General features: G+C 56.1%; 21 protein-coding genes and 1 tRNA gene. 13 read left to right on the top strand and 9 right to left on the bottom strand.

Annotation, left to right across the window (positions count from 1 at the left end):
- Positions 1-131: 131 nt before the first annotated feature.
- Together aceA and ramB are read left to right on the top strand one after the other, a co-directional pair.
- Complete coding sequence (gene aceA, locus WG934_RS01395) at positions 132-1,427, top strand: isocitrate lyase (protein WP_339976835.1); 1,296 nt, start codon at positions 132-134, stop codon at positions 1,425-1,427.
- A gap of 188 nt (positions 1,428-1,615) precedes the next feature.
- Positions 1,616-3,040: an acetate metabolism transcriptional regulator RamB gene (gene ramB / locus WG934_RS01390; protein WP_339976833.1), complete on the top strand. Its 1,425-nt coding sequence runs from the start codon at positions 1,616-1,618 to the stop codon at positions 3,038-3,040.
- 8 nt (positions 3,041-3,048) lie between these two features.
- On the opposite strand, the gene WG934_RS01385 is transcribed toward ramB, so the two are convergent.
- The 3 genes from WG934_RS01385 to lpdA form a co-directional block, all read right to left on the bottom strand.
- Positions 3,049-3,261, bottom strand: coding sequence for a DUF6767 domain-containing protein (locus WG934_RS01385; protein ID WP_339976831.1), 213 nt, complete (start codon positions 3,259-3,261; stop codon positions 3,049-3,051).
- Between the two features lie 76 nt (positions 3,262-3,337).
- Positions 3,338-3,778 carry a hypothetical protein gene (locus WG934_RS01380; RefSeq protein WP_339988415.1) on the bottom strand — a complete coding sequence of 147 codons (441 nt, stop codon included), beginning with the start codon at positions 3,776-3,778 and terminating at the stop codon, positions 3,338-3,340.
- 459 nt (positions 3,779-4,237) lie between these two features.
- Positions 4,238-5,653, bottom strand: a complete 1,416-nt coding sequence (gene lpdA / locus WG934_RS01375) for a dihydrolipoyl dehydrogenase (RefSeq protein WP_339976827.1) — start codon at positions 5,651-5,653, stop codon at positions 4,238-4,240.
- Between the two features lie 76 nt (positions 5,654-5,729).
- Between lpdA and WG934_RS01370 the strand changes: the two genes are divergently transcribed.
- The 7 genes from WG934_RS01370 to WG934_RS01340 all read left to right on the top strand — a co-directional run bounded on the left by WG934_RS01370 (position 5,730) and on the right by WG934_RS01340 (position 13,701).
- Positions 5,730-7,835, top strand: a complete 2,106-nt coding sequence (locus WG934_RS01370; protein ID WP_339988414.1) for a prolyl oligopeptidase family serine peptidase — start codon at positions 5,730-5,732, stop codon at positions 7,833-7,835.
- Between the two features lie 19 nt (positions 7,836-7,854).
- The gene (locus WG934_RS01365; protein WP_339988413.1) at positions 7,855-9,321 is read left to right on the top strand and encodes a M1 family metallopeptidase; all 1,467 of its coding nucleotides are present in this window, start codon (positions 7,855-7,857) and stop codon (positions 9,319-9,321) included.
- 7 nt (positions 9,322-9,328) lie between these two features.
- Complete coding sequence (locus WG934_RS01360) at positions 9,329-10,636, top strand: hypothetical protein (protein ID WP_339988412.1); 1,308 nt, start codon at positions 9,329-9,331, stop codon at positions 10,634-10,636.
- On the top strand, positions 10,633-11,505 hold the full coding sequence (locus WG934_RS01355; RefSeq protein ID WP_339976819.1) for a glycosyltransferase: 873 nt from the start codon (positions 10,633-10,635) through the stop codon (positions 11,503-11,505). The genes WG934_RS01360 and WG934_RS01355 overlap by 4 nt, the downstream gene beginning before the upstream one ends.
- 94 nt (positions 11,506-11,599) lie before the next feature.
- Positions 11,600-12,304 carry a glycosyltransferase family 2 protein gene (locus WG934_RS01350; RefSeq protein WP_339976817.1) on the top strand — a complete coding sequence of 235 codons (705 nt, stop codon included), beginning with the start codon at positions 11,600-11,602 and terminating at the stop codon, positions 12,302-12,304.
- Positions 12,301-12,663: a DUF2304 domain-containing protein gene (locus tag WG934_RS01345; RefSeq protein ID WP_339988411.1), complete on the top strand. Its 363-nt coding sequence runs from the start codon at positions 12,301-12,303 to the stop codon at positions 12,661-12,663. Before WG934_RS01350 ends, WG934_RS01345 begins: the two co-directional genes overlap by 4 nt.
- 63 nt (positions 12,664-12,726) lie before the next feature.
- Positions 12,727-13,701, top strand: coding sequence for a DsbA family protein (locus WG934_RS01340; RefSeq protein WP_339976813.1), 975 nt, complete (start codon positions 12,727-12,729; stop codon positions 13,699-13,701).
- Between the two features lie 53 nt (positions 13,702-13,754).
- Here WG934_RS01340 and WG934_RS01335 read toward each other — a convergent pair whose 3' ends face one another.
- Positions 13,755-14,996, bottom strand: a complete 1,242-nt coding sequence (locus WG934_RS01335) for an MFS transporter (protein ID WP_339976811.1) — start codon at positions 14,994-14,996, stop codon at positions 13,755-13,757.
- 731 nt (positions 14,997-15,727) lie between these two features.
- Between WG934_RS01335 and WG934_RS01330 the strand changes: the two genes are divergently transcribed.
- Both WG934_RS01330 and WG934_RS01325 read left to right on the top strand, forming a co-directional pair.
- Complete coding sequence (locus WG934_RS01330; protein ID WP_339976809.1) at positions 15,728-17,083, top strand: MFS transporter; 1,356 nt, start codon at positions 15,728-15,730, stop codon at positions 17,081-17,083.
- Positions 17,084-17,337: 254 nt separating this feature from the next.
- A complete protein-coding gene (locus tag WG934_RS01325) occupies positions 17,338-18,291 on the top strand; it encodes a GDSL-type esterase/lipase family protein (protein ID WP_339988410.1) in 954 nt (317 codons plus the stop codon).
- A gap of 26 nt (positions 18,292-18,317) precedes the next feature.
- Here the strand turns inward: WG934_RS01325 and WG934_RS01320 are convergent, their stop codons facing one another.
- A complete protein-coding gene (locus WG934_RS01320) occupies positions 18,318-18,749 on the bottom strand; it encodes an META domain-containing protein (RefSeq protein WP_339988409.1) in 432 nt (143 codons plus the stop codon).
- Between the two features lie 632 nt (positions 18,750-19,381).
- Between WG934_RS01320 and WG934_RS01315 the strand changes: the two genes are divergently transcribed.
- Entirely contained in the window at positions 19,382-19,660 is a 279-nt protein-coding gene (locus tag WG934_RS01315) for a hypothetical protein (RefSeq protein ID WP_339988408.1), read from the top strand.
- A 178-nt stretch (positions 19,661-19,838) separates the two neighbouring features.
- Here the strand turns inward: WG934_RS01315 and WG934_RS01310 are convergent.
- Positions 19,839-19,911, bottom strand: a tRNA-Thr gene (locus tag WG934_RS01310).
- A 111-nt stretch (positions 19,912-20,022) separates the two neighbouring features.
- Positions 20,023-21,240 carry a DNA polymerase III subunit delta' gene (locus WG934_RS01305; protein WP_339988407.1) on the bottom strand — a complete coding sequence of 406 codons (1,218 nt, stop codon included), beginning with the start codon at positions 21,238-21,240 and terminating at the stop codon, positions 20,023-20,025.
- 131 nt (positions 21,241-21,371) lie between these two features.
- Here WG934_RS01305 and WG934_RS01300 point away from each other — a divergent pair, with 131 nt between their 5' ends.
- The gene (locus tag WG934_RS01300; protein ID WP_339976801.1) at positions 21,372-22,898 is read left to right on the top strand and encodes an adenylate/guanylate cyclase domain-containing protein; all 1,527 of its coding nucleotides are present in this window, start codon (positions 21,372-21,374) and stop codon (positions 22,896-22,898) included.
- A 17-nt stretch (positions 22,899-22,915) separates the two neighbouring features.
- Here WG934_RS01300 and WG934_RS01295 read toward each other — a convergent pair whose 3' ends face one another.
- Together WG934_RS01295 and WG934_RS01290 are read right to left on the bottom strand one after the other, a co-directional pair.
- Positions 22,916-23,158 carry a helix-turn-helix domain-containing protein gene (locus WG934_RS01295; RefSeq protein WP_339976799.1) on the bottom strand — a complete coding sequence of 81 codons (243 nt, stop codon included), beginning with the start codon at positions 23,156-23,158 and terminating at the stop codon, positions 22,916-22,918.
- Positions 23,158-23,781, bottom strand: a complete 624-nt coding sequence (locus WG934_RS01290) for a hypothetical protein (protein ID WP_339988406.1) — start codon at positions 23,779-23,781, stop codon at positions 23,158-23,160. Before WG934_RS01290 ends, WG934_RS01295 begins: the two co-directional genes overlap by 1 nt.
- Positions 23,782-24,032: the final 251 nt, after the last annotated feature.

Genomic DNA, 24,032 nt, shown 5'->3' with positions numbered 1-24,032 from the left:
CTTTTTGGAGCCGACCGCGAGAAGCGAATGGTGAACTACGTCTTCTGCGTTCTATAAACCGGGTTAACGGCGACGATTGTCACCGATTTCCCCATACTCCAATTTGTTCAGCTCAAAGGAAGAGACACCGTATGTCGAACGTTGGCAAGGCACGTACCGCAGCAGAAATCCAGAAGGACTGGGACGAGAACCCACGCTGGGAAGGCGTTAAGCGCGACTACACCGCAGAGCAGGTTGCAGAGCTTCAGGGTTCTGTCATCGAGGAGCACACTCTCGCTCGCCGTGGCGCAGAGATCCTGTGGGAAGGCGTCAACGTTAAGGATGACTCCTACATCAACGCTCTCGGCGCACTGACCGGCAACATGGCTGTTCAGCAGGCTCGCGCTGGCCTGAAGGCTGTTTACCTGTCCGGTTGGCAGGTCGCTGGCGACGCAAACCTCTCCGGCCACACCTACCCAGACCAGTCGCTGTACCCAGCTAACTCGGTTCCATCTGTCGTTCGTCGCATCAACAACGCACTCATGCGTGCAGACGAAATCGCTCGCATCGAAGGCGACGACTCCGTTGAAAACTGGCTGCTCCCAATCGTCGCTGACGGTGAAGCAGGCTTCGGTGGCGCTCTTAACGTTTACGAGCTCCAGAAGGCCATGATCCAGGCTGGCGCTGCAGGTACCCACTGGGAGGACCAGCTCGCTTCCGAGAAGAAGTGTGGCCACCTGGGCGGCAAGGTTCTGATTCCTACCCAGCAGCACATCCGCACCCTGAACTCGGCTCGCCTGGCAGCTGACGTTGCTAACACCCCAACCGTCGTTATTGCACGTACCGACGCTGAGGCTGCAACCCTGATCACCTCCGACGTTGATGACCGCGACAAGCCATTCATCACCGGCGAGCGCACCGCTGAGGGCTACTACCACGTCAAGAACGGCATCGAGCCTTGCATCGCACGTGCGAAGTCCTACGCTCCATACGCTGACATGATCTGGATGGAGACCGGCACCCCTGACCTCGAGGTCGCAAAGCAGTTCGCTGAGGCAGTCAAGGCTGAGTACCCAGACCAGCTGCTCTCCTACAACTGCTCCCCATCCTTCAACTGGTCCGCACACCTCGAGGCAGACGAGATCGCTAAGTTCCAGAACGAGCTTGGCAAGATGGGCTTCAAGTTCCAGTTCATCACCCTCGCAGGCTTCCACGCTCTGAACTACGGCATGTTCGACCTGGCTCACGGCTACGCTCGCGAGCAGATGACCGCATTCGTCGACCTGCAGAACCGCGAGTTCAAGGCTGCAGAAGAGCGCGGCTTCACCGCTGTGAAGCACCAGCGCGAGGTCGGTGCAGGCTACTTCGACCGCATCGCAACCACCGTTGACCCTAACTCCTCCACCACCGCTCTGAAGGGCTCCACCGAGGAAGGCCAGTTCCACTAAGTCTCTGACTACGTGAACTGACTAGGCAAGCGGGTGCATACCCGCTAGCTTGAAACTGTTGGGAAAACACCCACGAAACAGGACATCAAAACCCCTGTTCTCGTGGGTGTTTTTCTCTTTCTGCTAGTTTCTTCAGGTATTGCAAATAGTGCGAACAACGGCCTGCAAAACGGACTATTCTGGATAGTATGGCTAAAACGTACGTGGGTTCCCGTCTTCGCCAGCTGCGACGCGAGCGCGATCTAAGCCAAGCAGCTCTCGCACACGCGCTGGGCTTGTCGGCAAGTTACGTCAACCAGATCGAGCATGATGTCAGACCTCTGACAGTGCCGGTGTTGACGAAAATTACCGACACTTTTGGCGTGGATGCGACGTTCTTCTCCCGCGACGACGACTCCCGCCTCCTCGCCGAAGTCCAGGATGTCGTACTGGATAAGGAAATCTGCCCTACCTCGGTAGATATGCACGAGATTTCAGATCTTGTGCGCAACCATCCCGATCTTGCCCGCGCAATGGTGGATGTCCACCGACGCTATCGAAATGTCACGGGAAAGCTGTCCCTAGCTACCGAAGAGCGCAATCTCTCCGGCGAGTTCGTGGCAGGTAGTGGTGCGCAGGCACTCACAATGCCGCACGAAGAGGTGCGCGACTACTTCTACGCGCGCCAGAACTACATCGACACTGTGGATACGGCCGCTGAGAAACTCTCCCTCGACCTTGGGCTTGACGACGAAGGCGCGGACGTAGAAGCAATTTTGTCCCAACGATTGCGGTCGAAGCACAACATCGATGTGCAATTGGTCGTCGATACGGGAAATACCCAACACACGCTGGATACAGAGAAGGGCCAGCTTCGTTTGGCGCGCCACCTCTCCCCTGGCCAGCGGGCATTCCGCATGGCTACTGAGCTTGGTTATCTCGAGCAGGGCGATGCCATTGCTGAGGAAGTCGAGACGGGCCATTTCACGTCAGACGATTCGAGGAAGCTCGCACTGCGTGGCGTCGCAACGTATTTTGGCGCAGCTCTGATGCTCCCTTATGAGGCGTTCCATACGGCCGCGGAACGGCATCGCCACGACATCGAGTATTTGTCCAAGCGGTACGGCGTTGGTTACGAGACTATTTGCCACCGACTCTCCACGATGCAGAGGCCAAGCCTCCGTGGCATTCCATGGACATTTGTCCGAGTAGACCGCGCGGGCAACATGTCGAAGCGTCAGTCTGCGACGGGATTCCACTTCACCAATTCAGGTGGTACGTGTCCGCTCTGGAACGTGTACGAGACGTTTTCATATCCGGGGAAGGTCATGCGCCAGGTGGCGCTAATGCCGGATGGTCGTCCATATTTGTGGATTTCCCGCACCGTCGAGCATCACGCCGCCCGCTTCGGTCGCCCCGGCAAACTGTTTGCGATTGGCCTGGGCTGCGAAGCTCGGCACGCAGAGCGCACGGTTTACGCCGATGGCTTAGACCTCAACGACCTCGAAGCCGCCACCCCAATTGGTGCCGGCTGTCGAGTCTGCTCGCGCGATGACTGTCCACAGCGCGCGTTCCCACCAATCCACCGTGCCATTGATGTCAATCTGCACAGCTCCACGGTCGCGCCGTACTAGGCGCGCTCCTAGGTGGAGGTGTCTTTTGCTTCACGACGCTTTCGTCGCAAAGCCTTATTCATGTCTGCCATGCGTTCGCGCAGGTCAGGATCGTCCATAACAAGGGCTACTAACTGGCAATCCTCAGGGCCACTTGTGCCCGGCTGGCAGGCCGTGCACGGTTCGCCGAAACGAATCGGGCACTTTGCCTGTGGAACTCTACGAGGCTTGCGAGTAGTCATTGTGAGGTCGCCTTAATAGCGGGACAGACGGGAGCTAGCTCAGGATAGATGGGGCTAGCTAATGCAACGCTTGGAGCTACTTCTTAGCAGCGAATGCCTTTGCACCCGACAGCATAAGTGCGAGACCAGTGCCGAGCAACCAGGTGTCCTTCGCCATTGGCAGGCCATCCTGGGTTGGCTTGATGGAGCCTTCCTCAGTCAGTCCTGGAGTGCGAAGGTACATCGCGGTGAAACCTGCGCCAAAGCCGGCGAGTGCGGTACCTGCAACAACGTTTGGAACGAATGGGGTAAGGAGCGCCGCGCCAGTTACGATTTCGGCAGTCGACAGAAGCTTGCCGAAAGTCGTTGGCTCCAACTTCTTGACGAATGGAAGTGCAACGCCGGCGAAGTCCTGCAGACCCTTTGCGCCCTCTTCATCCAGACCACGCTTGCCGAGACCCGAGTTCAGGAAAACGAGGCCTGGGAAAAGGCGTGCTGGGTAGGTTGCAAGATCAATTGCGGAAGTCTTCTTAGCCATGGATGTGATTCCTTTCGTAGTGTGCGCATTGGTAGTGCGGGTTCCTCCCGCAGCATCGCGCTCTGTATGGGATCGACATTAACCAAACTATGTTGACTTGTCAACTACTTTTTTATTGGAGGTCGGCCTTTTGCCGTACGAGCTCCTCGGATTGTGGCAATTCCAAGCGATTCCGGGTCCGGCTCCAGGTCTGCGCTTTCCAATCAGCTCAGTGGCTCCTGTGCAGCCCCCTTCGATAGATCGCGACCTGGGCTTTTGCAAGCAACGGCAGGGCTGCATTGGAGCTACCGGACCGATTCGAAAGCGCAGATATGTCTTCGACTGAAATGCGCGAGCGTCAGCGCGCAGGGCGGAGCCGCCGAAAAGGCTACAAAAAGAGCAAAACCCCTGTCTCCACCTCGAAAGGTGAACAAACAGGGATTTTCCGGAACTGCGCTAAGTACGCAGAGGACTGACTGGTTACAGGTTAATCATTTCACCCATAACGCCCTCGGCTGCTTCCTTCATAGCCTCGGACATGGTTGGGTGGATGTGCACGGTCCGACCGATTTCCTCGGTCGTCAGCTCGTACTTCTCAGCCAAAACCAGCTGTGGCATGAGCTCAGAAACATTAGCGCCCACCATGTGGCCACCGAGCAGCTCGCCGTACTCAGCATCTGCAATCAGCTTCACGAAACCAACTGGCTCCGCCAGGCCCTGTGCCTTGCCATTTGCAGAGAATGGGAACATGGAAACCTTGATCTCGCGACCATTTTCCTCTGCCCACTGCTTTGCCTGAGCCTCGGTCTTACCGAAGGAAGCGACCTGTGGGTTACAGAAGGTTGCGCGAGGCATCATCAAGTAATCCTCAATGATGTCGGTTTCATGGCCAGCCATGTGCTCCGCAGCAATAACACCCTGAGCCTCTGCAACGTGTGCCAGCTGCAGCTTCATGGTGACGTCACCAATTGCGTAGATGTTCTCCACATTGGTGCGCATGTACTCGTCGATAACGATCTCGCCTCGTTGACCCAGCTCGACGCCAGCCTTATCCAGGCCAATGCCGTCGGTGCGTGGTGCGAAACCAATGGACACCATGACGCGGTCGACGGTCAACGTCTGCTCGTCGCCGCCATCCTTAGCCTCAACCTTGACCTCGACGGAGTCGCCGTTGTCCTTAATCGAGGTGGTCTTATGGCCAGTCATGAGCTTGACGCCAAGCTTCTTGTATTCCTTGGCAATGACCTTAGAAACATCAATGTCTTCGTTTGGCAGGACGTTGTCCATGAACTCAACGATGGTGACATCGACACCGTAGTTGGCCAGGACGTACGCGAATTCCATGCCGATAGCGCCAGCGCCGACAATGACCATGGACTCTGGCAGGTCATCCGAAAGGATCTGCTCCTCGAAGGAAACGATGTTTCCGCCGAGCTCAACGCCTGGAAGGGAACGAACAACAGAACCGGTTGCAACGATGCAGTTGTCGAAGGTCAGTTCCTTGCCGGCATCCTTGCCGTCCGAGACGACGATGGTGTTGGCGTCCTTGAACTCGCCCCAGCCATCGACTTCATCGATCTTGTTCTTCTTCATCAAGTAGTGAACGCCCTTGACGATGCCCGCGGAGACCTTACGAGAGCGAGCGTGCGCTGCTCCGAAGTCGAAGGAAACATCGCCCGAGATGCCAAAGGTCTTGGCCTCATGGTTGAAGATGTGCGCCACTTCTGCGTTCTTAAGCAGCGACTTGGACGGAATGCAGCCGATGTTCAGGCATACACCGCCCCAGTACTTCTTCTCCACAACAGCGGTCTTCAGACCAAGCTGGGAAGCGCGAATAGCAGCGACGTATCCGCCTGGACCGGCGCCGAGGACTACGAGATCATAATGTTCAGCCACGAATACAACTTTACGCGGTTGCTCCGCAACCGTCACACTCTCCCCCCACCTCTTTATATGCCTTACGTTTGTACGTATGAACGCATTCACTTCCGCTAGTTCCCCACGCTTTTTACGTGCCGACGATGTCCCCTCCTGGCTCGACGACATTGAGGGGGAACAATCCCTGGCGTGGGCGCGCGAGTGGAACGAGAAAACGCTGGCCACGGTAGATAATGCAGCCCAGCAGGGGGCACGTGACAATCTCCGCACGGAGTTACTTCAGGCCCTCGATACCGACTCCCGTATTCCGTATCCAGTACGCCGTGGCGACCACCTCTACAACTTCTGGCGCGATGCCAAGCATCCGCGTGGTGTGTGGCGGCGTACCACGCTGGGTAGTTTCTTGTCGAAAAACACCGAATGGGACGTTCTCATCGATGTGGATTCCCTCGCTGCCACGGACGGCGAGAATTGGGTGTGGAAGGGCGCCCAGTGCCGTTACCCGGATTACGACCGCGCGCTGATCCACCTATCTCGTGGCGGCGCAGATGCGACTGTCATCCGCGAGTTTGATCTGACCACTGGACGCTTTGTCGCGGACGCCGATGACCCGTTCTTCCTCCCTGAGGCGAAGTCCGATGTGTCATGGGTATCCCGTGACGAGATTCTCGTTGGCACAGATTGTGGCCCCGATAGTTTGACCGACTCAGGGTATCCACGACAGGTCCGCAAGTGGTCGCGTGGCCAGGATCTCGCAGATTCCGAGCAGGTTTTCGCAGGGCATAAATCAGACGTTGCCGTCGGCGGCTGGTTCGATAACACCGAAGGATTCGAGCGCCTATTCGTTGAACGCGCCCAGGACTTTTACACCTCGCAGCGCTTTGTGGCGGTGCCTCGACAAGGGAAGCTGCCACATCAGTTTGGAGGCACGTTTTCGCTCCAAATCATCGAAGTACCGGATGATTGCCGAGTGTCCGCACACAAGGAATGGCTCGTCCTCATGCCTCGAACTGAGTTCAATGGCATCCCGGCAGGTGCGGTTGCAGTCGCGGAATTCGACGAATGGCTCTCCGGCAATCGAGACGTTGAAATTCTGTTCACTCCCGACTCCCACACTTCCTTCCAATCATTGGCGTGGACCCATAATTACCTCGTTGTGACCTTGCTTAACGACGTCTCGACCAAACTCCTCACCCTTTCGATTGGGGACTGGGCCGAAGAGGCAGAGTTCACCGGCCTTCCCGACCAAGCGACCATTAGTGTCGTTGGCACCTCTCCCACTCGAGATGATGAAATCTGGCTTTCCAGCTCTTCCATGACCGAACCCCCAACTCTGTGGCTCGGCACCGCTGGTTCACCGGAAGCGCGAGTCGCCCGGCGCGCCCCGGCCTTTTTCGACCCTGCTGGAATGGATACCCGACAGCATTGGGCTACTTCTGCCGACGGGACTCAGATTCCATACCGGATTACGGGGCGCCTCGGATCAACAGAGACGCCGAATACTGCTCCAACGCTGGTGCATGCGTATGGAGGTTTCGAAGTTTCTCTTGTGCCGGGCTATTCCCCGGTCCGTGGCATTGGCTGGTTAGCCAAGGGCGGATTCTTTGTGGAAGCGAACCTCCGTGGTGGCGGCGAATTTGGCCCCGAGTGGCATTCTTCGGTCGTGAAGAAGGAACGCATGCGCGTCTATGAGGATCATCAGGCAGTGCTGCGCGACATCGTCGCGCGTGGCTATTGCTCAGTCGAGCAGCTTGCAGTCCGCGGTGGCTCTAATGGCGGTTTGCTCACCGCTGTGTGCTTGACTTCCTACCCCGAGCTGGTCGGCTCGGTGGTTTCGCAGGTGCCACTCGCCGATATGCTCCGTTACCACCGCCTCTCGGCTGGTGCGTCCTGGATGGCTGAGTACGGAAACCCGGATGTTCCTGACGAGCGTGCCGCCATCGAGGAGTATTCGCCTGTGCACCGCGTCGCAAAGCGAGAAGACGTGGAGTACCCGCCTGCGTTGGTCACCACCTCCACGCGTGACGATCGAGTGCATCCAGCCCATGCACGGTCGTTGGCGTGGTTGCTTCGTGAAGCTGGGCACGATGTGGACTACTTCGAAAATATCGAAGGTGGTCACGCGGGAGCTGCGGATAATAGCCAGGTCGCGATGATGGAATCGCTTATCTATACGTGGCTATGGGAAAAGCTAAATTAATACAAGTAAGGTGCTTGGAGTGAGCAGCGCAGATTTAACTAACCCGTACACCAAAATCCCCTTCAACCTGGGCTTCCGTGTCGATCGATATGATCTCGATTTCGACTACCGGGTGGGACCAAATCGCCTGCGCGCGAAGGTCACGCTGCATATCGAGGTCAATGCATGGATTAGCGACCTCACACTCGACTTCGCCGATACGCTCGGAGTCGACGAAGTCACCGCCGAAACTGACACCCGCGTGACGACGGTCGACGTCACACGCTGGAAGCATTCTGGGCGAAAGCTGCGTGTGAAGTTTGATCGTGAGTTGCACCCGGAAGAAACGTTGCGGCTCGTCGTGAAGTATTCCGGCAACCCAGAACCAGTGAAGTCCACGTGGGGCGAAATTGGCTGGGAGGAGCTGGAAAACGGCAGCTTGGTTGCGTCGCAGCCGGTGGGTGCCGCGAGCTGGTACCCGTGTGACGATGATCCTGAGGTCAAGGCGATGTACACCATGTCGGTGACGTGTGACGCTCCTTATGAGGTGGTCGCTCCAGGTAAGGCCGAGGCACCAGTGCGTGCAGGTGGTTCTCGCCGGACGTGGCGCTTCGCTACTGAAGAACCGATGGCCTCGTACTTGAATACATTGAATATCGGTCAGTTCACGCGCATTGAGCTGCCGTGCGAATCCACCACGGTGGTTGCGTGGGTACCGCCTCACCTGTTGCATACGTTTAGGCATGATTTCCGGGAGCAAGGTCGCATGGTCGATGAGTTCTCGAAGATGTTTGGTCCGTATCCGTTTTCGCAGTATCAGGTTGTGATCTGCGAAGATGAGCTGGAAATCCCGCTGGAAGCGCAGGGTTTGTCCATCTTCGGAGCGAATCACGCTGATGGCAAGGACACTTGGAATCGTTTGATTGCGCACGAGCTGTCGCACCAGTGGTTTGGCAATAGTGTCGGTATCTCGCAGTGGCGCGATATTTGGCTGAACGAGGGGCTGGCGTGCTATTCGGAGTGGCTGTGGTCCGAGGTCTCGGGTGGCCCATCGGCTGCTGCACACGCGCGGTTGCACTACCGCGAATTGGCAGACAAGCCACAAGACATCTTGATCAAGGATCCCGGCCCTGACCTCATGTTCGACGACCGCCTGTACAAGCGTGGCGCCCTCACTATCCATGCGCTGCGTCTGCTGCTAGGCGACGACGCATTCTTCGAATTCCTGCACACCTGGACCACGGATAACCGTCACAGCATTGTCGATGCCGTGGACTTCCGATCGTTGGCGAATCGGGTTTGTCGTCAGCATGGCGTGACGACGTCGCACCTCGATGCCATTTTCCATAACTGGGTGAATCGCACTGAGTTGCCACCGTTCCCGTTGGATCCTCGTCAGGCTGCTGGTGATGACGCTGGTGAAATCTCGGAGGAGCTTGCTGCAGAAATTGCTGCTGCAGAGGCGGAAGAAGAAGCGATGATTCAGTACCAGGCTGCGAAAGACTAGTACTGGCATGAAGTGGTTATCCCTGGCAACGGTCATCGCGGCTGCCGGCAGTTTTGTCATTCTTTTCTTATCCGCAAAAACGCTGAACCTCGACGTTAATGCACAGTTCGTCGCCTATTGGGGCATGTTTTTCGCATTGACCGGTGTTCTCGGCGGCCTGATGCAGGAAACCACGCGGGCTGTTGGTGCAGCTGATGCTGGCCATGATGTTTCGGGTCAGGCAGGTGCTCGCCCGATTACGGTTGCGGTTGGCGTAAGCGTCGTAACGTTTGTTGTCCTCGCAGCAACTGGATTCTTGTGGGCGCCACAGATCATGGACGGGCACACCGGTGCGGACCAAACCATTGGCACAGTGCTGATGGCCGGTGGTCTTGGCCTGTATGCCATGCAGGCTGCCACGTCGGGCCTGCTCAGCGCTTCGAAATTGTGGGGCCAGTACGCGACCCTGATCATCATTGACATTCTCATTCGCGTCGTTCCCGCAGTGCTGGCCTATGTCTTCCAGTGGAGTCTTCTGGCCTGGCTAGTCATCACAGTTATTGGCGCGATGAGTTGGTTGGGTCTGGTGGCATTCTCACCTGCCACCCGTCGCGCACTCACCAAACGTGCCGATGTCCCGCTACGCCGATTCATCCCACTCATGATCACCGCAATGTGGGCTTCCGGTGCATCCGCAGTACTGGTCACCGGGTTCCCCACGCTGGTCAAACTTGCCGACGACTACGCCACTACAGCGCAAGGACCACTTTCCGGTGAATTGGGTATTACTGCTGGTGGTGTGACCGCCGCAGCTGTTGCGTATGCAGTAACACTGACACGCGCTCCCCTGTTGATGCCTCTCGAGAAGTTCCAGAACGCCATCATCGTTCACTTCGTCCAGCGTGATGGTGGACCTCTATCTGCACTTGCTAAGCCACTTGGCGCCCTCATCGCATTCGGTACCTGTGGTGCGGGCCTGGCATGGCTCATCGGCCCCTGGCTCATGGTCACAATTCTTGGCGACGAATACTTCGTCGCCGGTCACACCCTGGCTGCCTTGACCTTGGCCGCAACTGCGACTGCAGTGCTCATGATCACGGGATCGGTGACTCTGGCGGTTGAGCAACACCGCATGTACATGGCGGGATGGCTGAGCGCGACATTAGTGGCAGTCGTCATTCTGTTTATTCCTGGACTGCTCGAAGTTCGTACGAGCGCTGCCTTACTACTCGGGTCCATTGTCGGCATTGTCATTCATCTGTGGACGTTGAAGACTGGCGACTACAGCTCGTCGCAAAGTAAGCACCGCCAAGCTGACCTAGAATCTAACGCGTGAGTGAGTCAACGATGCGCGTGTCCCCTGAGCTAACCGTTCTGATGACGATGTATGCGAAGACTCAACCAAGCGACTTAGATGAAGCTTTGGAGTCACTGTGGTCGCAGACTGTGCAGGCTTGCTCGGTGGTGCTGGTGATTGATGGCCCAATCGGCGAAGAGCTGGCGCAGGTTGTGGATCGCCACGAACGAGCCCATACGGAATTGACCGTGATTCGCCTGCCGGAAAACTGTGGCAGCGGCAAAGCTTCCCAGCAAGGGCTCTCTCACGTGCACACACAATGGTGCGCACGTTTGGATTCCGATGACATTGCCGTCCCGGAGCGTTTTGAGAAACAGCTCGCTGTGGCAGAAAAAGCAGAGCGCGCCGGGCAACCACTCGATGTCATTGGCACTGCTATGACAGAGTTCGCGAGTGAATCAGAGTTCGGCAGCACGGGCAACGCGATAGTCGACCTCGGCACGCGAACGCTGCCAGAAAACCACGATGAGATCGTCCGGTATGCACGAATCAATTCGCCAGTTAACAATCCCGCTGCCATGTTCCGCACAGAGCGAGTCAAAGCCGTCGGTGGCTACCGTCACCGCCCATACATGGAAGACTACGACCTGTGGGCACGGCTAATCGCCGACGGGGCACGGTTTTGCAATCTTGCTGAACCTCTCACGCGATTCCGAGTGGACGGAATGCTCACACGCCGGCGCTCCAAGGGCATTTTTGACGCGGAAAAGGACATGCAGCAGACATTGGTGGAGCTGGGTTTGATTAGCGAACCGCGCGGTGTTGTCAACCTTTTCCTCCGCACTGCGTTTCGTCTCTTGCCCACCGAATTGCTGGCGCGTGCATATCGTGCAATCTTTATCCGCTAACGCTGCCCCACTATTCCTTAACGCCATTACGTGCTGCTTGTCACCGCATTTCAAACGGTGAGCAGTGGTTTCATCCGGTAATATCCGGCGAATAATGGATAATCAGGCAAAGTTTGACGACACGTGGTTGATCGTCCCTTGTTTCAACGAAGGGACAGTCATCCGCGACGTTCTCGTGAACGCACGCGAGACGTTTCCTAATATCGTCGCAGTCAATGACGGATCCCATGATGGATCTGATGTTGAGATTCACGCCGCTGGCGCGCATCTAGTCAATCATCCGGTAAACCTCGGACAAGGCGCGGCCATTCAAACGGGTGTCGAATACGCACGACAGCAGCCTGGAGCAAAGTACTTCGTCACGTTCGATGCCGACGGCCAGCATCAGGTCAAAGATGTCGTAGCTATGGTCAACCGACTGCGCCATGAGCCATACGACATTATCGTCGGCACGCGCTTCGGTCGTCCGCGCGCTGAAGACGACCAAGTTCCGTGGATCAAGCGCGTCGTTCTGAAAACTGTTGTCGCCCTGTCCCCCACAACACGGAAGCTCGGCTTGACCGACGCCCACAACGGTCTGCGCGCATTCAACGCAACCGTCGCCCACGATTTGAATCTCCGCATGAATGGTATGAGCCACGCCAGCGAGTTCGTCACGGCCATGGTTGAGAACAAGTGGCGCGTCGCCGAACAGCCTGTCGACATTCTGTACACCGAATACTCCATGGCCAAAGGTCAGTCTTTGTTTAATGGCGTCAATATCCTGGCCGACTCGTTTGTTGCTAGGAGGCTGCGATGACCGCATCACTTGCCCAGATTCTCTTACTCGTCGCCCTCAGCGTTGTGCTGTGGTACTTCCTGGCGAATCGTCGTAAAGCACGTGCCAAAGCAGGCGTAAAGCTTGGTTTCTTGGTGTTTGTGGTCGCATGTATTTGGGCGATCATGCGCCCCGATGATCTCACCGTGATTGCCAATGCAATTGGCGTCACCCGTGGCGTTGACCTGCTTCTTTACGGTCTAATTCTCGCTTTTGTCTTTACGACGATCTCGTCGTACATCCGCTTCCGCGAACAGGAATTGCGTTACGCCCGGCTTGCTCGCGCAGTGGCACTAAAGTCTGCGGTTCGACCAGAGGATCCATACGCGGAAACGAAGTAGGGGCTATACGGCGCCAGGGTACCGAATCGCATTATTGAGGTGCGATATTGCATTATTAATCGTATGACTCGTCCTGAAAACAATGGTGCTGGGGAAAACCAGCCAGTCGAGCCGTCCGCTGTCGAACAGCAGGAGGCTGCTTCCACTCCTTCCGGAGATACTACTCAACTCGCGGAAAAGCCAGCAGAGGCGCCGAAGAAGAAGTCCGCGTTTGCAAAGGTTCCAGCACTCGTCTGGCTTTGGGTTATTGCGGCAATTGTTTTCGCTGGTTGCTTTGGATTCTGGGCAGGCCGGAATCTGGGTGGAGCCGGATCAAAGTCTGAGTCTGGCCAGATTGTGAACCTCGCTGGCGCAACGGCAAGCAAGGGCGAGATCAACGCCAAGCCGAAGGCAGACGGCACCTACGACGCGTCCATCTTGGGGCCAAAGGAAGGCACGACGTTGTCCTCCGCAGAGGACCTGCCGAATGTGCACCGTCGTAATGAAAATGACCCATTCGCGCTCGGTGCTGTGGATGCGCCGGTCGTGATCTCCATTTTCTCGGACTTCGACTGCCCATTCTGCGCGAAGTTCGCAAATGAGACTCAGCAGCCACTGATCGACGACTACGTCAATGCTGGCTTGGTGCGCTTGGAGTGGAACGACCTCGCTTTCGGTGGTGAACCAGCAGAGCGCGCAGCGCAGGCTGGTCGTGCCGCTGCTGCTCAGGGCAAGTTCTGGGAGTTCAATAAGGCAGCATTCGCTGCTGCTGCCAAGAAGGGCGACGGACACCCAGCGTTCACTAACGATGAGCTGTTTGAAATCGCAGCTACAGCTGGTGTTCCTGATATGGATAAGTTTAAGACTGAGCTAACCGATGCCACGTACGAGAAGAACGTGAAGGATGCTATCGCGTACGGCCAGAGCCTCGGCGTTTCTGGTACCCCGCAGTTCCTCATCGGTCTGTCCCAGGTCTCGGGTGCTCAGCCTGAACAGAACTTCCGCGATCACATTGAACTGGAGCTGATGAAGTCGCAGCGTCTCGAAGACGAGAAGTAGTAGGACTAGGCACCGCAGCTCCAGAATGCTGGAGGATGCAGTGCCGTCCGCCCTTAGGCCGCCAGGTCGCGCTTGGAATTGAGCGCGATGATGGCGGCCATTGCTATTGCAATAACCATGCCCCCACCAAGCATGACCGGGTAAGTCATCCATTCAATGGACTCACTGAGTTTGGTCAGGATGGCTGGGAACGCAAAACCGATATAGGTCAGGCAGTAAAAAATTCCGGTGAGGCCAGCGAGATCACGTGGCCCAGCAATGCGTTGAACTTCGTTGAGGCCGGTGAACATCGTCAATCCGTAACCCATTCCCAGCACGATCGAAGCAATGAACGCCGTAACAATGGTCGGTGCGCCGGCCATCCAGGCACTGAGCCCCATGCCTACGATGACAATTGCCATGGCAATGAGCGATCCACGAGCCGAAGTCTCAGAGACGAGTTTCGGTCCGATTTGCTGAATGCCGAAGCCAAACAGCAATGCTACAAACGTCACAATGGCCGAAAAGAAGATCGGGTTCGCCACTTCCTTCTGCATTAGAGAAGGAATGATGGCGTACGAAACGCCAGCAGCACCAAAGACCCACGGTGCCGAGACTGCCGCAACGAAAAGAAAGCGTGGTCGCGTCACCGACGGCGTGCGCAGGGATTGCAGGAGTGTTTCCTGAGCAGCTCCCTTGAGATGCGGTGACTGGCGCGTTTCAGGTGCTGCCAGCATGGCGAGAATCGTCGGGATGGCAAGCAGAATATGCACTGCATAGGGCAACTGCCCTGGCAGAGGTGCAAACTGTGCAAGCGACCCCGCAATGCCAGCGCCGATGCCGAAACCAAGAGTCAATGCCATTGACTGGCGCTTCGCACCCGAGGTGGATTTCGCAGAAGGATCAAAACGTTCCGTAGAGAGTTCCTTCACCCAGGAACCACCAACAGCCATGGCGATACCAACGCCCACGCCCGACAACATGCGCCCAGCCAGCAGCAGTGGACCCGTTGATTCACCTGCTGCAATGAGAACGGAGCCGACGATGCTGAAAAACGGCGCTGCCATCATGACCGGCTTTCGACCGATGCGGTCTGACAACGGCCCCGAAATCAATAGCGCAGGAGCAATACCCAGCGCATAGACAAGAAGGAGCAAGTCAACAAACACAAGATCGAGCTCACCGTTCAGTCGATACATCACCATCAGTGGCGTGAACTGATTACCGCCCCACGCCACCGCAAAAACGGCCACGGCGACGAGAAACCAAAACGGGACTGCACTCTTGCTACGTGTCTTTGAATCGGTCGTAGACATGCGGGCTATATTACGAGCTGCCCTCCCGCCTTGTATCTGTTTTCAGTAGAACTTCCGGGGCTTCAGCTTTGCTGAGATTCTTCCCCAACGATCGCTTCTACGCCTCGAATCGAATACATCCCCCTCTTCGGTTCGCTTTACGACGCCCCACACCCAATCCACGCCCGAACCCACACCGGAACACCCAAACAGGGTCAATTTACCCCCGCTTTAGGGTATTGAGATTTCACCCCTAATAATTACCCCTATCGGGGGCTGTTCTGAAGTGGCAATAGTTCCGTTATGGTTCCGTTATTTTAAACCTCACATTTGTAACTTTAGCCACTTTTATCCCATAGTCACCAGCCGGCAGTGGTTAACAATGAGCAAATGCGGGGGTAACCCGAAATCCCGGCGAAAACCCGAGAATTCCTGGCAAGAGGGACTTTTTACCATCTATAAGAAGATGTAAACCAGTAAACTCAGCTACCCCCGCCACCATTTCACTTGCCCGGACCGAAATCCGAGCCCCATCCCCCGCACTTTCGCTAGAACCGCAGGCCATACGATTGCAACCCTAAAAGCGAACTACCCCCGTTAGCCTTCCGATTCAGTCCGCTTTCCCTTAATTCAGGCTGTGCAACTCCTAAAGGGTGTGCCAATATACCTGGCGTTGCCTTTAAAAGATTCGTCGGCGGAACAAGCACTTGCTTCGCTCAGTCGGCGCAGTACATCCACGAAAGACAGACTGTATGACTACGTCAATCATTGCGGCTGACCCGCAACAGCGAAAGCGCGTGCTTACCGGCACGATGATCGGAACCACCGTAGAGTTCTACGACTTCCTGATCTATGCACAGGCTGCAGGTATCGTCCTTGCACCTTTGTTCATCGAACCAGCTTCCCAAGCAAACCCACAGATCGCGCAGGTTCTGGCATGGGCCACCCTGGGTATCTCGTTCCTCTTCCGCCCATTGGGCGCAGTGATCGCCGGCCACATCGGTGATATCTGGGGCCGTAAGATGATCCTCGTCTTCACCCTCATCGGTATGGGTGTTGCAACGTTCCTCATCGGCTTGCTGCCAACCTACGCATCGATCGGCATTGCCGCACCAATTCTGTTGGTTCTGCTTCGTATCCTGCAGGGCATCTTCGCTGGTGGCGAATGGGGCGGCGCAGCCCTGATGTCCGTGGAGTACGCCCCTAAGGAAAAGCGCGGTTTCTACGGCGCGTTCCCACAGGCCGGTGTGCCATTGGGCCTGACTCTCGCAACGGGCGTCATGTTGATCTGCATGGCTATCGTCGGCAAGGAAAACTACCTCGAGTGGGGATGGCGTATTCCATTCCTGCTGAGCTTCGTTCTGGTCATCATTGGTTACATCATTCGTCGCGCAGTCGATGAGTCCCCTGTATTCCGCGCAATGCAGGAAGAATCCAAGGAGCGTTCGACTCCACTGCCAGAGCTGTTCAAGAATCACTGGGGCAAGGTCATCCAGGCTGCACTCATCTTCGCTGCTCAGCAGTGTGCTGGCTACCTGGTTATTGCCTTCTTCGGCAAGTACGCTCAGACCGAGCTGGGCATGGATCCAATGATCGCGTGGACCGGCACCCTCGTCGGCGGCGTCTGCTGGACCATCTTCATGTTCATGTCCGGTTCCTGGTCCGACAAGCTCGGTCGTGCCAAGGTGTTCATCTACGGCTACTCCTTCCTCATCGTTTGGGAAGCAGTGATGTGGCTGCTCGTTGATACCAAGAACCCAATCCTGTACGTCCTGACCATTGCTGTCCTGGCTCTGCCACTGGCGATGACCATGGGTCCACAGCCTGCGCTGTACTCCGAGATGTTCCCAGCTGAGGTTCGTTACTCCGGCGCATCGATCTCTTACGCAATCGGCGCAGTTCTCGGTGGCGCGTTTGCTCCGATGATCGCTCAGATCATCATGGATGCGACTGGCAAGGCATGGATGATTTCCATCTACCTGATCGCGATGACCATCCCAGCCCTGATCTCGCTGTTCATGCTGCCGAAGGGCCTGGAAGAGCGTGACTTGCTGAACCACCCTGAATCTTCCGAAACTCCTGCCGAGCCAGCTGCTGCTCGCGCATAGTTTCCGCACAAGGCACAGTAACTAAATACTCAACTTCCCCCTGAGTTCTACGGGGCGTCACGACGATCGTCGTAACGCTCCAAGGACCCCAGGGGGTTGTTCTTTTTCGCCTGCGACCAGGGGTGATTATTGAATCGGATTCATGTTTTCTGAATTGTTACGTAGCTTTTCCAGTAGGTAGCATGAGAAACACACTTTGACTGTTATCAATTCGTGATAGCCGTTCCGCCACCAACCGTAGGAATTTGACTCGAATGAATATCGCACCAGCAGTCGTCGCTGCGTTCGCCACCGTAGCGCCACTGTCCGCGCCAGCTCCCGCGCCGGTCGCACCTGCACAGTTCCCGTCCAGCCCATCGATTGGCTTGCCGACGACCCCTGTCCCAGCAGGGCCGACTGCCGAAGGCAACGAAGTGGTCATGTTTGGTGACAGCATTTTCGCTAACCCAACCGACCCAGTGGTGGCGTCGCAATTGCTTCTGAACCGTGAAGAGGTTCGCGAGATTCCGGGCATGAAGGAACTGATTACGGACGAGCAGCTTGATGCGATGCGTGAGTGCTTGCAGGGTGAGATGACGGTCTCCAATGAGCTGGCGAAGGTTTCGGGTCGCACCGTTCACAACTACGGCTGTGCGGCTGCTACCGGCGCCATCGACCAGGCGAAGTACCGTGACTTCGCCGAGCAGATCGACTTGGCACTGGCTGAGGGCAATCTGGACGAGAACACCACTGATGTTTTGGTTCAGTTCGGTTTCAACGACTACCGCCACGATGAGTTCAAGACCGCAGAGGGCAACCAGACGTTCATCGACAACATGAACGCACAGATCGAACGCGTTAAGGCTGCGGCCCCGAACGCTACCGTCAAGCTGGTTAGCTACCCGACCCTGTCTGACGAGAACGATCAGCTCTGCCCAGTGCGCATCGTCGCTGGCAACCCAGTTCCGTACCGCATGCCATACGCAGGTGTGACCACTGGCGAGGATCTATCGCAGGCACGTCTGATTGGACTTTCGGAGCAGGCTGGTATTTCACTGATTGACTTGAAGGCTGCAACAAAGGATCGCCACTCGTGCGCTAGTGATTCCGAGCGTTGGATCGCCGGCATCATCGATGTGCCAGTTCCTCACTCGCTGTTCATGCACCTCACCGATCAGGGTGTCGTGGGCACTGCTGCGTTGATCAATGAGGATTTGAACGCAGACTAGTTTTTCCGGTTGCAGCTTGACGCTGCTTACTGAACAAAGGTCCACTCGCGACCAGTTTGCTCATCACGTAGCACCAATGTTGATTCATCAGTTTGTGACGCTGCACGTGTTCCGTGCAGCGCTTCGCGCATTGCTTCTTCAGTCTTCTGCGTATCAGGGCAGGCCATACGCGTTGATGCTGGCCCCGCTCCGAAATCGATAGTCGATGGCGAAGCGTCGTAAAGTTTTACTCTCCCCATTAACCTATTACACGAATCAGAGCCGGTTAGCTCTTCCCCTTCGATCCGAAAATATGCGGAACGCTGGGACGATAGATGCCAATCTGTATCTGTAATCATGTCCGTTTCCATGGCTTCTCCTGCAGAACAACCCGCCGTCGCGGACAGGAACAGCATCCCGCCTAGCAGAGTCAGGGTCCTACTCCACGCGCGGATAGTGCCCCCTTGCTTGGTGCCCACGTATACCCCGTTTACGCGCCATGTCGCCATCTTAGCGTGGCGCGTATATTTCCGAGCGCTCCTCGAGCACGATGGCGCCTCCGCTGTTAGGTTAATGACACTCAGTGTATAAAAAGCTCCTGTAGCCAGGGAAGGGCTCGAACAGTGTTTTCTGTCATTGTGGTCATCGTTGTAGTGGTTGGTCTATTCGCCTTCTTTTATATGCTCGATGACATCAACGCACCGTCGAGCGAATGCTGTCGGAAGTGCAGGCATTGCCGAAAGTCACGATGCAACTCGAGGTCCAATTTCAGCTCTTGAAGTCGTCGCTCCCTAAGTCTTGGGTACTAGGATCAATCTCCATTATTAACGCGCCGATACAGAAAATAACCCCGAGCCAGAATTTCTGGTTCGGGGTTTTCGCTGAGCCGCCTGCGAGAATCGAAATTGAGCATTCACCCGCTTGGCAATAGGCGAATCAAAGAACTCCGAATTTCATTCCTCCATCCACAGGAAGATCAATTATCCGATTCTTTATATTTTTCACGAATCCTTGCACTCTCTTCAATTAGATTGATTTTTTCTGAACACACTCTTACACGTAAAATGATTTCCTAGACACTATCTAGAATTCTCAAGAGATTGGACAACCTGTGACAAACCCGCAGTTCAATACCCCTCCAATGCAACCAATTCCTGCGCTCAAGCGAAAAAATCCTTTCACCGTCACGTTGATTTTCGCCCAAGTAATGCTCATTATTGGCGCTGTTGGATTTGCGTTTTGCCTGATAACCGCTTTGGACGCAACAGGTTTCGGATCTGATCTCTACTTTTTGATTCTTGGCGTGGCCACTTTGATTGAATTACTTAGCGCCATTCTTTGGGCCATTGCGAAAATCGGTGAGAGTCTGTTTCTGCGTAACTTAATTTGAGTGGAATGTTGCATTTTAAAAGGCCAAGTCCCACTACATGTTTGAGCCTCGAAGCTGGAGTAGATACTCCATAGCCATCTTTCCCATGCTCCATCAACTCGGGCACATGGAACTAGAGCTACAGCCCCGATACAGAAAATAACCCCGAGCCAGAATTTCTGGTTCGGGGTTTTCGCTGAGCCGCCTGCGAGAATCGAACTCGCGACCTTTTCATTACGAGTGAAGCGCTCTACCGACTGAGCTAAGGCGGCACATGTCTTCGCTAACACGTAGCGGACACCTGCAAAATCCTACCGCACCTCTTTGTTTCCGCCAAAATCGCAGGTCACTTTACGACGAGCCGCCACCCACGCAGCACTGCCTCAGCGAACACCAACGCGACAGGACAACTGGAGTTGGCCCATGAGGCCGTCGAGAAGTACCCGAGATGTCACCGCCGTACCGAGCTGATTCCGAGTGTCGGTGACCGCATCGAGGCATTCGAGAATGCCCTCTTGCGGAACACGGCGAGCGATTTCCGCCGCAGTCTGGCCACGATCGATGTGGATGAGTGGAGTCGCACCACTAGCAGCGCCCACCGACACGACCATTGCATCGCGGAACAGCCCCATCACGTCGACGAGAGCGAGGTCAATCAAATCGCGTTCGGTGCGCTGGCGACGGCGTTTCTGATCTTCTTCGAGGCGTTTGATATCGCCCTTCGTCCCCCTCAATGCAGTTTGCGCACCCTTTCCGCGAGCGCCAATGCCGAGCGCCTCTTCGAGTTTGGACAGTTCCTCTTCTTCGCGAGACTGCAGACGGCGTTCAGCCTCCGCCTTCGCCGAAGCTGCGATCTCGAATGTCCGCAAATATGACACTGCAGGATTAAAGACCGCTTCGACCATGTCAAGGGCCTTTTTCCGCCACTCCCGCGTACCAGGATCCGTTGCCAGTCCACGTGCACGGCCAATGTGCCCGTTTGAAACTGTGGCAGCCCACTGCGCCTGTTCATCGGTAAGTTCAGGAAATTGTGCCCGCAGCACCTCGGATACGTCCTCGGGTGTAGGAGTCGGCACATATACATGCCGCGATCGAGAACGAAGTGTCACCGAAAAGTCTGCTGGATTTGTCGTAGGAGCGCACATGAGAAATGCAGTGCGTTCCGGTGGTTCTTCGACTGCCTTGAGAAGTGCGTTCGCCGATTGATCGTTCAAACGATCCGCATCCTCGATAATCACTACACGCCACGCAGCCGTCGACGGCTTGCGGTACGCCCACGGAATGACACGAAAACGAACCAAATCCACCTGAATAATTGTGCCTTCGGTGCGCACCGTGAACAGATCACTATGAGTACCCGCCAGGGCAGTCTGACACCCATGGCACATCCCGCAACCAGGCTGCTCTGAATTCTCGCACAACAGTGCCGCCGCGAAAGCCTCCGCTGCCACCGAGCGACCAGATCCTGGCGGGCCGGTAAACAGCCACGCATGCGTCATGCCGCTATCACCGTGACCGTGCGCTGCACGAGCTGCGACCATCAGGCGTTCGCGCACTCCCCCTGCAGCCGGCACACGATCGAAGACACCGTAGCTTTCCATGGGTTTAAGGGTAGCTGGTGGAGCGGATTGCGTTATCTGGGTGATCGTCGAAAAGTAGGCCTGAATCATGATTAACTAGCAGTCTTCCCGTTCGTGGCAAGGAATCCGCGCGGGGGATTAAGGTAGACAGCATGCAACGGTTGTGGAGGAATCTCCAGTGGCTCAAAGGCACGCCATGGCCCGCTTATGCGGCCAGCGTGTTCCTCTGCAACCTCATTGGCGCGTCCGCAGTTGGATTGTTTCTGGGCGTGCTGTTGCCAATTCAAGAGTTGGTAAGTTTCCGGGAATTTCCCCTAACCGCTGGTATCGGCCTTGCTGCGTACTTCGTCGTCGCTATAGTCACCGGCATTGCCACCACATGGATGCTGTTCAAACCAATTCTGAGGTGGCAGCGGGCGCCCGAGAAGCATGATCCAGCGAAAGTTCGCTACTTGGTCATGCGTATCCCGGTTTATCAAGCCATTCTCGGTGGCGCGATTTGGGGCATCGGTGTCGTAGTTTTTGGCATCATCTCGCTTCTAGTGGCACCCCGTTTTGGCATTGTTGTGGTGATCTCGTCTCTATTCGGCGGCATCATGGTCGCGCTGATGACGTACCTTTTCGCCGAGCGTCTCGTGCGTCCCGTCGCCGCGGAAGCGTTGAAGCGACGCGCACCAGATTCCTCTCTCGAACCGCCAATTGGGCATCGACTTCGGCAGACATGGGTACTCACCACGGGCATCCCAATCGTCGGCATTTTGTTGACTATCTGGGGCCAGAAAATGGGCTACTTCACCAACAATGTTGCAGACCTCATCCCCGCACTCACTGCGCTAGCATTTCTTGCACTCATTACCGGTTACATCGGCACAATTCTCGCGACCATGAGCATCGTGGACCCTATTCGCGATCTCACTGGTGCAATTAACCAGGTTCGTCGCGGCGACACTGACACGAGAGTCCCTATTTACGACGGCTCCGAGATGGGTGTCCTCCAAGCCGGCTTCAATGAAATGATGCGTGGCTTGCAAGAGCGCCAGCGCGTACGTGACTTGTTTGGTCGTTATGTCGGTTCCGAGGTTGCCCGCAAGGCCCTTGAAGAAAAGCCGGAACTCGGTGGCGAAGACCGCCTCGTCGCTGTTCTGTTCGTTGACGTTATTGGTTCGACAACTTTTGCAGTGGAGAATCCTCCAGAGGTCGTTGTCCGTGAACTCAACGAGTTTTTCGAGCGCGTGGTTGATTGCGTCCACAAGAACAAGGGCATCATCAACAAGTTCCAAGGTGACGCTGCGCTCGCGGTGTTCGGCGCTCCGCTGCCTCTCGACGACACCGCTGGCCACGCTCTCGCCGCCGCCCGCGAGCTTCGTCAGGAGCTCCGCGATCTCACGCTTGATGCCGGCATCGGAGTGTCCGCTGGCCGAGTCGTTGCTGGCCACATCGGCGCCCACGACCGCTTTGAATACACCGTTATTGGCGATGCCGTAAACCAGGCTGCTCGCCTCACCGATCTGGCGAAGGACACTCCAGGCCAAGTCTTGGCGACGGCAGCGACTGTCCGACTCGCCAATGAAGAGGAACAAGCCCGTTGGACTTCCTTGAAGTCCGTCGAATTGCGCGGCCGTACCCACATGACCCAGCTGGCGCGACCAATCCGCCCGACACTCGCGGACAGGGCGTAATCGCCCTGTACAAGCAGCTACTCCACGCTAAACAAGTCTCCGGGTTGGCATTGCAGCGCATCACAGAGGGCAACGAGCGTCGTAAAGCGGACGGCTTTTGCACGATTATTTTTGAGCACCGATAGGTTTACGGGCGTGACCCCGACTTGCTCAGCGAGAGCCACGAGAGTGAGGTTGCGGCTCTCCAGGAGCTCATCGAGGTGACAGACGACGCTACGGTCAACGTGAAACGCGTCGGCATTTTTGGGGTCGGAGCCCACTAGATCAACCCCTCCTGATCTTCCTGCATGCGAGCCGCTCGGCGAACCATAACGGACATCATGCTCAGAATAATCAACAGCAAGTACCAGACGCCGAAACTAAGGTCCGTCGTGGTGCTGATATCGAACCAACGGTCGATACCGAGGTCACTGGCAAGCATATTTGCGGCCATATGCTCGATGAATGGGCCCAGGAAATATGCCAACGAAACCCAGGACATGATGCCCACCAGAGTGGCGCTGCGCTTTGTGAAGAAGTCTCCGCGCGCATAAATTCGCACCACCTGAATGAGCAGGAGTGCGAGAGCAACGATCACGATGGCTTCGATGGCAAGACCGATAATGAACATCGTGAGTACTGGTGTCGACATGATGTCGAACGGGATCGTTCCGTCTGGTGCCTTATCCCCGAGCATCAGCGCTAGGGGGTGCTTCACACTTTGGTCGAACAGTGGGACCTGCACATACAGAAAGACGATGATGATAGCGAAGACGCCACCAAAGATGCCGGACAGGATATCGCGGTGTTCCTTCTTCTCATCAATGTAGAGCGACTCTTGTGAGGTGCTCGCACCTACGTTTCGATGTTCGTCACTACTGCGACGCTTGTATCCGTTCTTCATGACTACTCCCCTCCTAGGTCATATCGAATGTCGATATATCGTTAATCGATATTTTATATCGTTTTTCGATATGCCACAAGGGGTGCGGGAGCGGGTGTAGTGCGGCCGGAGTGTGGCGGGGCAGGAGACAGTCGCAAGTGCGCTCGCCTGCCTTAAACGACTCCCGCCTTAAAAACGACTTATGACCGAGTAGGCATCATTCTGGGCCGAAAAACAGCCGGAATTGTTGCCTACTCGGTCATAAGTGGTGT

The sequence above is a fragment of the Corynebacterium sp. H78 genome, assembly GCF_037572275.1.
Classification (GTDB): domain Bacteria; phylum Actinomycetota; class Actinomycetes; order Mycobacteriales; family Mycobacteriaceae; genus Corynebacterium.
This window is presented reverse-complemented; position numbering and strand designations above follow the sequence as displayed.

Bases quoted from the DNA above. Each gene is read 5' to 3' on its own strand.
- WG934_RS01350 (WP_339976817.1), top strand. From the start codon at position 11,600: ATGGATAATCAGGCAAAGTTTGACGACACGTGGTTGATCGTCCCTTGT.
- WG934_RS01360 (WP_339988412.1), top strand. From the start codon at position 9,329: ATGAAGTGGTTATCCCTGGCAACGGTCATCGCGGCTGCCGGCAGTTTT.
- WG934_RS01325 (WP_339988410.1), top strand. From the start codon at position 17,338: ATGAATATCGCACCAGCAGTCGTCGCTGCGTTCGCCACCGTAGCGCCA.
- WG934_RS01305 (WP_339988407.1), bottom strand. From the start codon at position 21,240: ATGGAAAGCTACGGTGTCTTCGATCGTGTGCCGGCTGCAGGGGGAGTG.
- WG934_RS01340 (WP_339976813.1), top strand. From the start codon at position 12,727: ATGACTCGTCCTGAAAACAATGGTGCTGGGGAAAACCAGCCAGTCGAG.
- WG934_RS01345 (WP_339988411.1), top strand. From the start codon at position 12,301: ATGACCGCATCACTTGCCCAGATTCTCTTACTCGTCGCCCTCAGCGTT.
- WG934_RS01290 (WP_339988406.1), bottom strand. From the start codon at position 23,781: ATGAAGAACGGATACAAGCGTCGCAGTAGTGACGAACATCGAAACGTA.
- WG934_RS01335 (WP_339976811.1), bottom strand. From the start codon at position 14,996: ATGTCTACGACCGATTCAAAGACACGTAGCAAGAGTGCAGTCCCGTTT.
- WG934_RS01370 (WP_339988414.1), top strand. From the start codon at position 5,730: ATGAACGCATTCACTTCCGCTAGTTCCCCACGCTTTTTACGTGCCGAC.
- WG934_RS01385 (WP_339976831.1), bottom strand. From the start codon at position 3,261: ATGACTACTCGCAAGCCTCGTAGAGTTCCACAGGCAAAGTGCCCGATT.
- WG934_RS01300 (WP_339976801.1), top strand. From the start codon at position 21,372: ATGCAACGGTTGTGGAGGAATCTCCAGTGGCTCAAAGGCACGCCATGG.
- aceA (WP_339976835.1), top strand. From the start codon at position 132: ATGTCGAACGTTGGCAAGGCACGTACCGCAGCAGAAATCCAGAAGGAC.
- WG934_RS01380 (WP_339988415.1), bottom strand. From the start codon at position 3,778: ATGGCTAAGAAGACTTCCGCAATTGATCTTGCAACCTACCCAGCACGC.
- ramB (WP_339976833.1), top strand. From the start codon at position 1,616: ATGGCTAAAACGTACGTGGGTTCCCGTCTTCGCCAGCTGCGACGCGAG.
- WG934_RS01330 (WP_339976809.1), top strand. From the start codon at position 15,728: ATGACTACGTCAATCATTGCGGCTGACCCGCAACAGCGAAAGCGCGTG.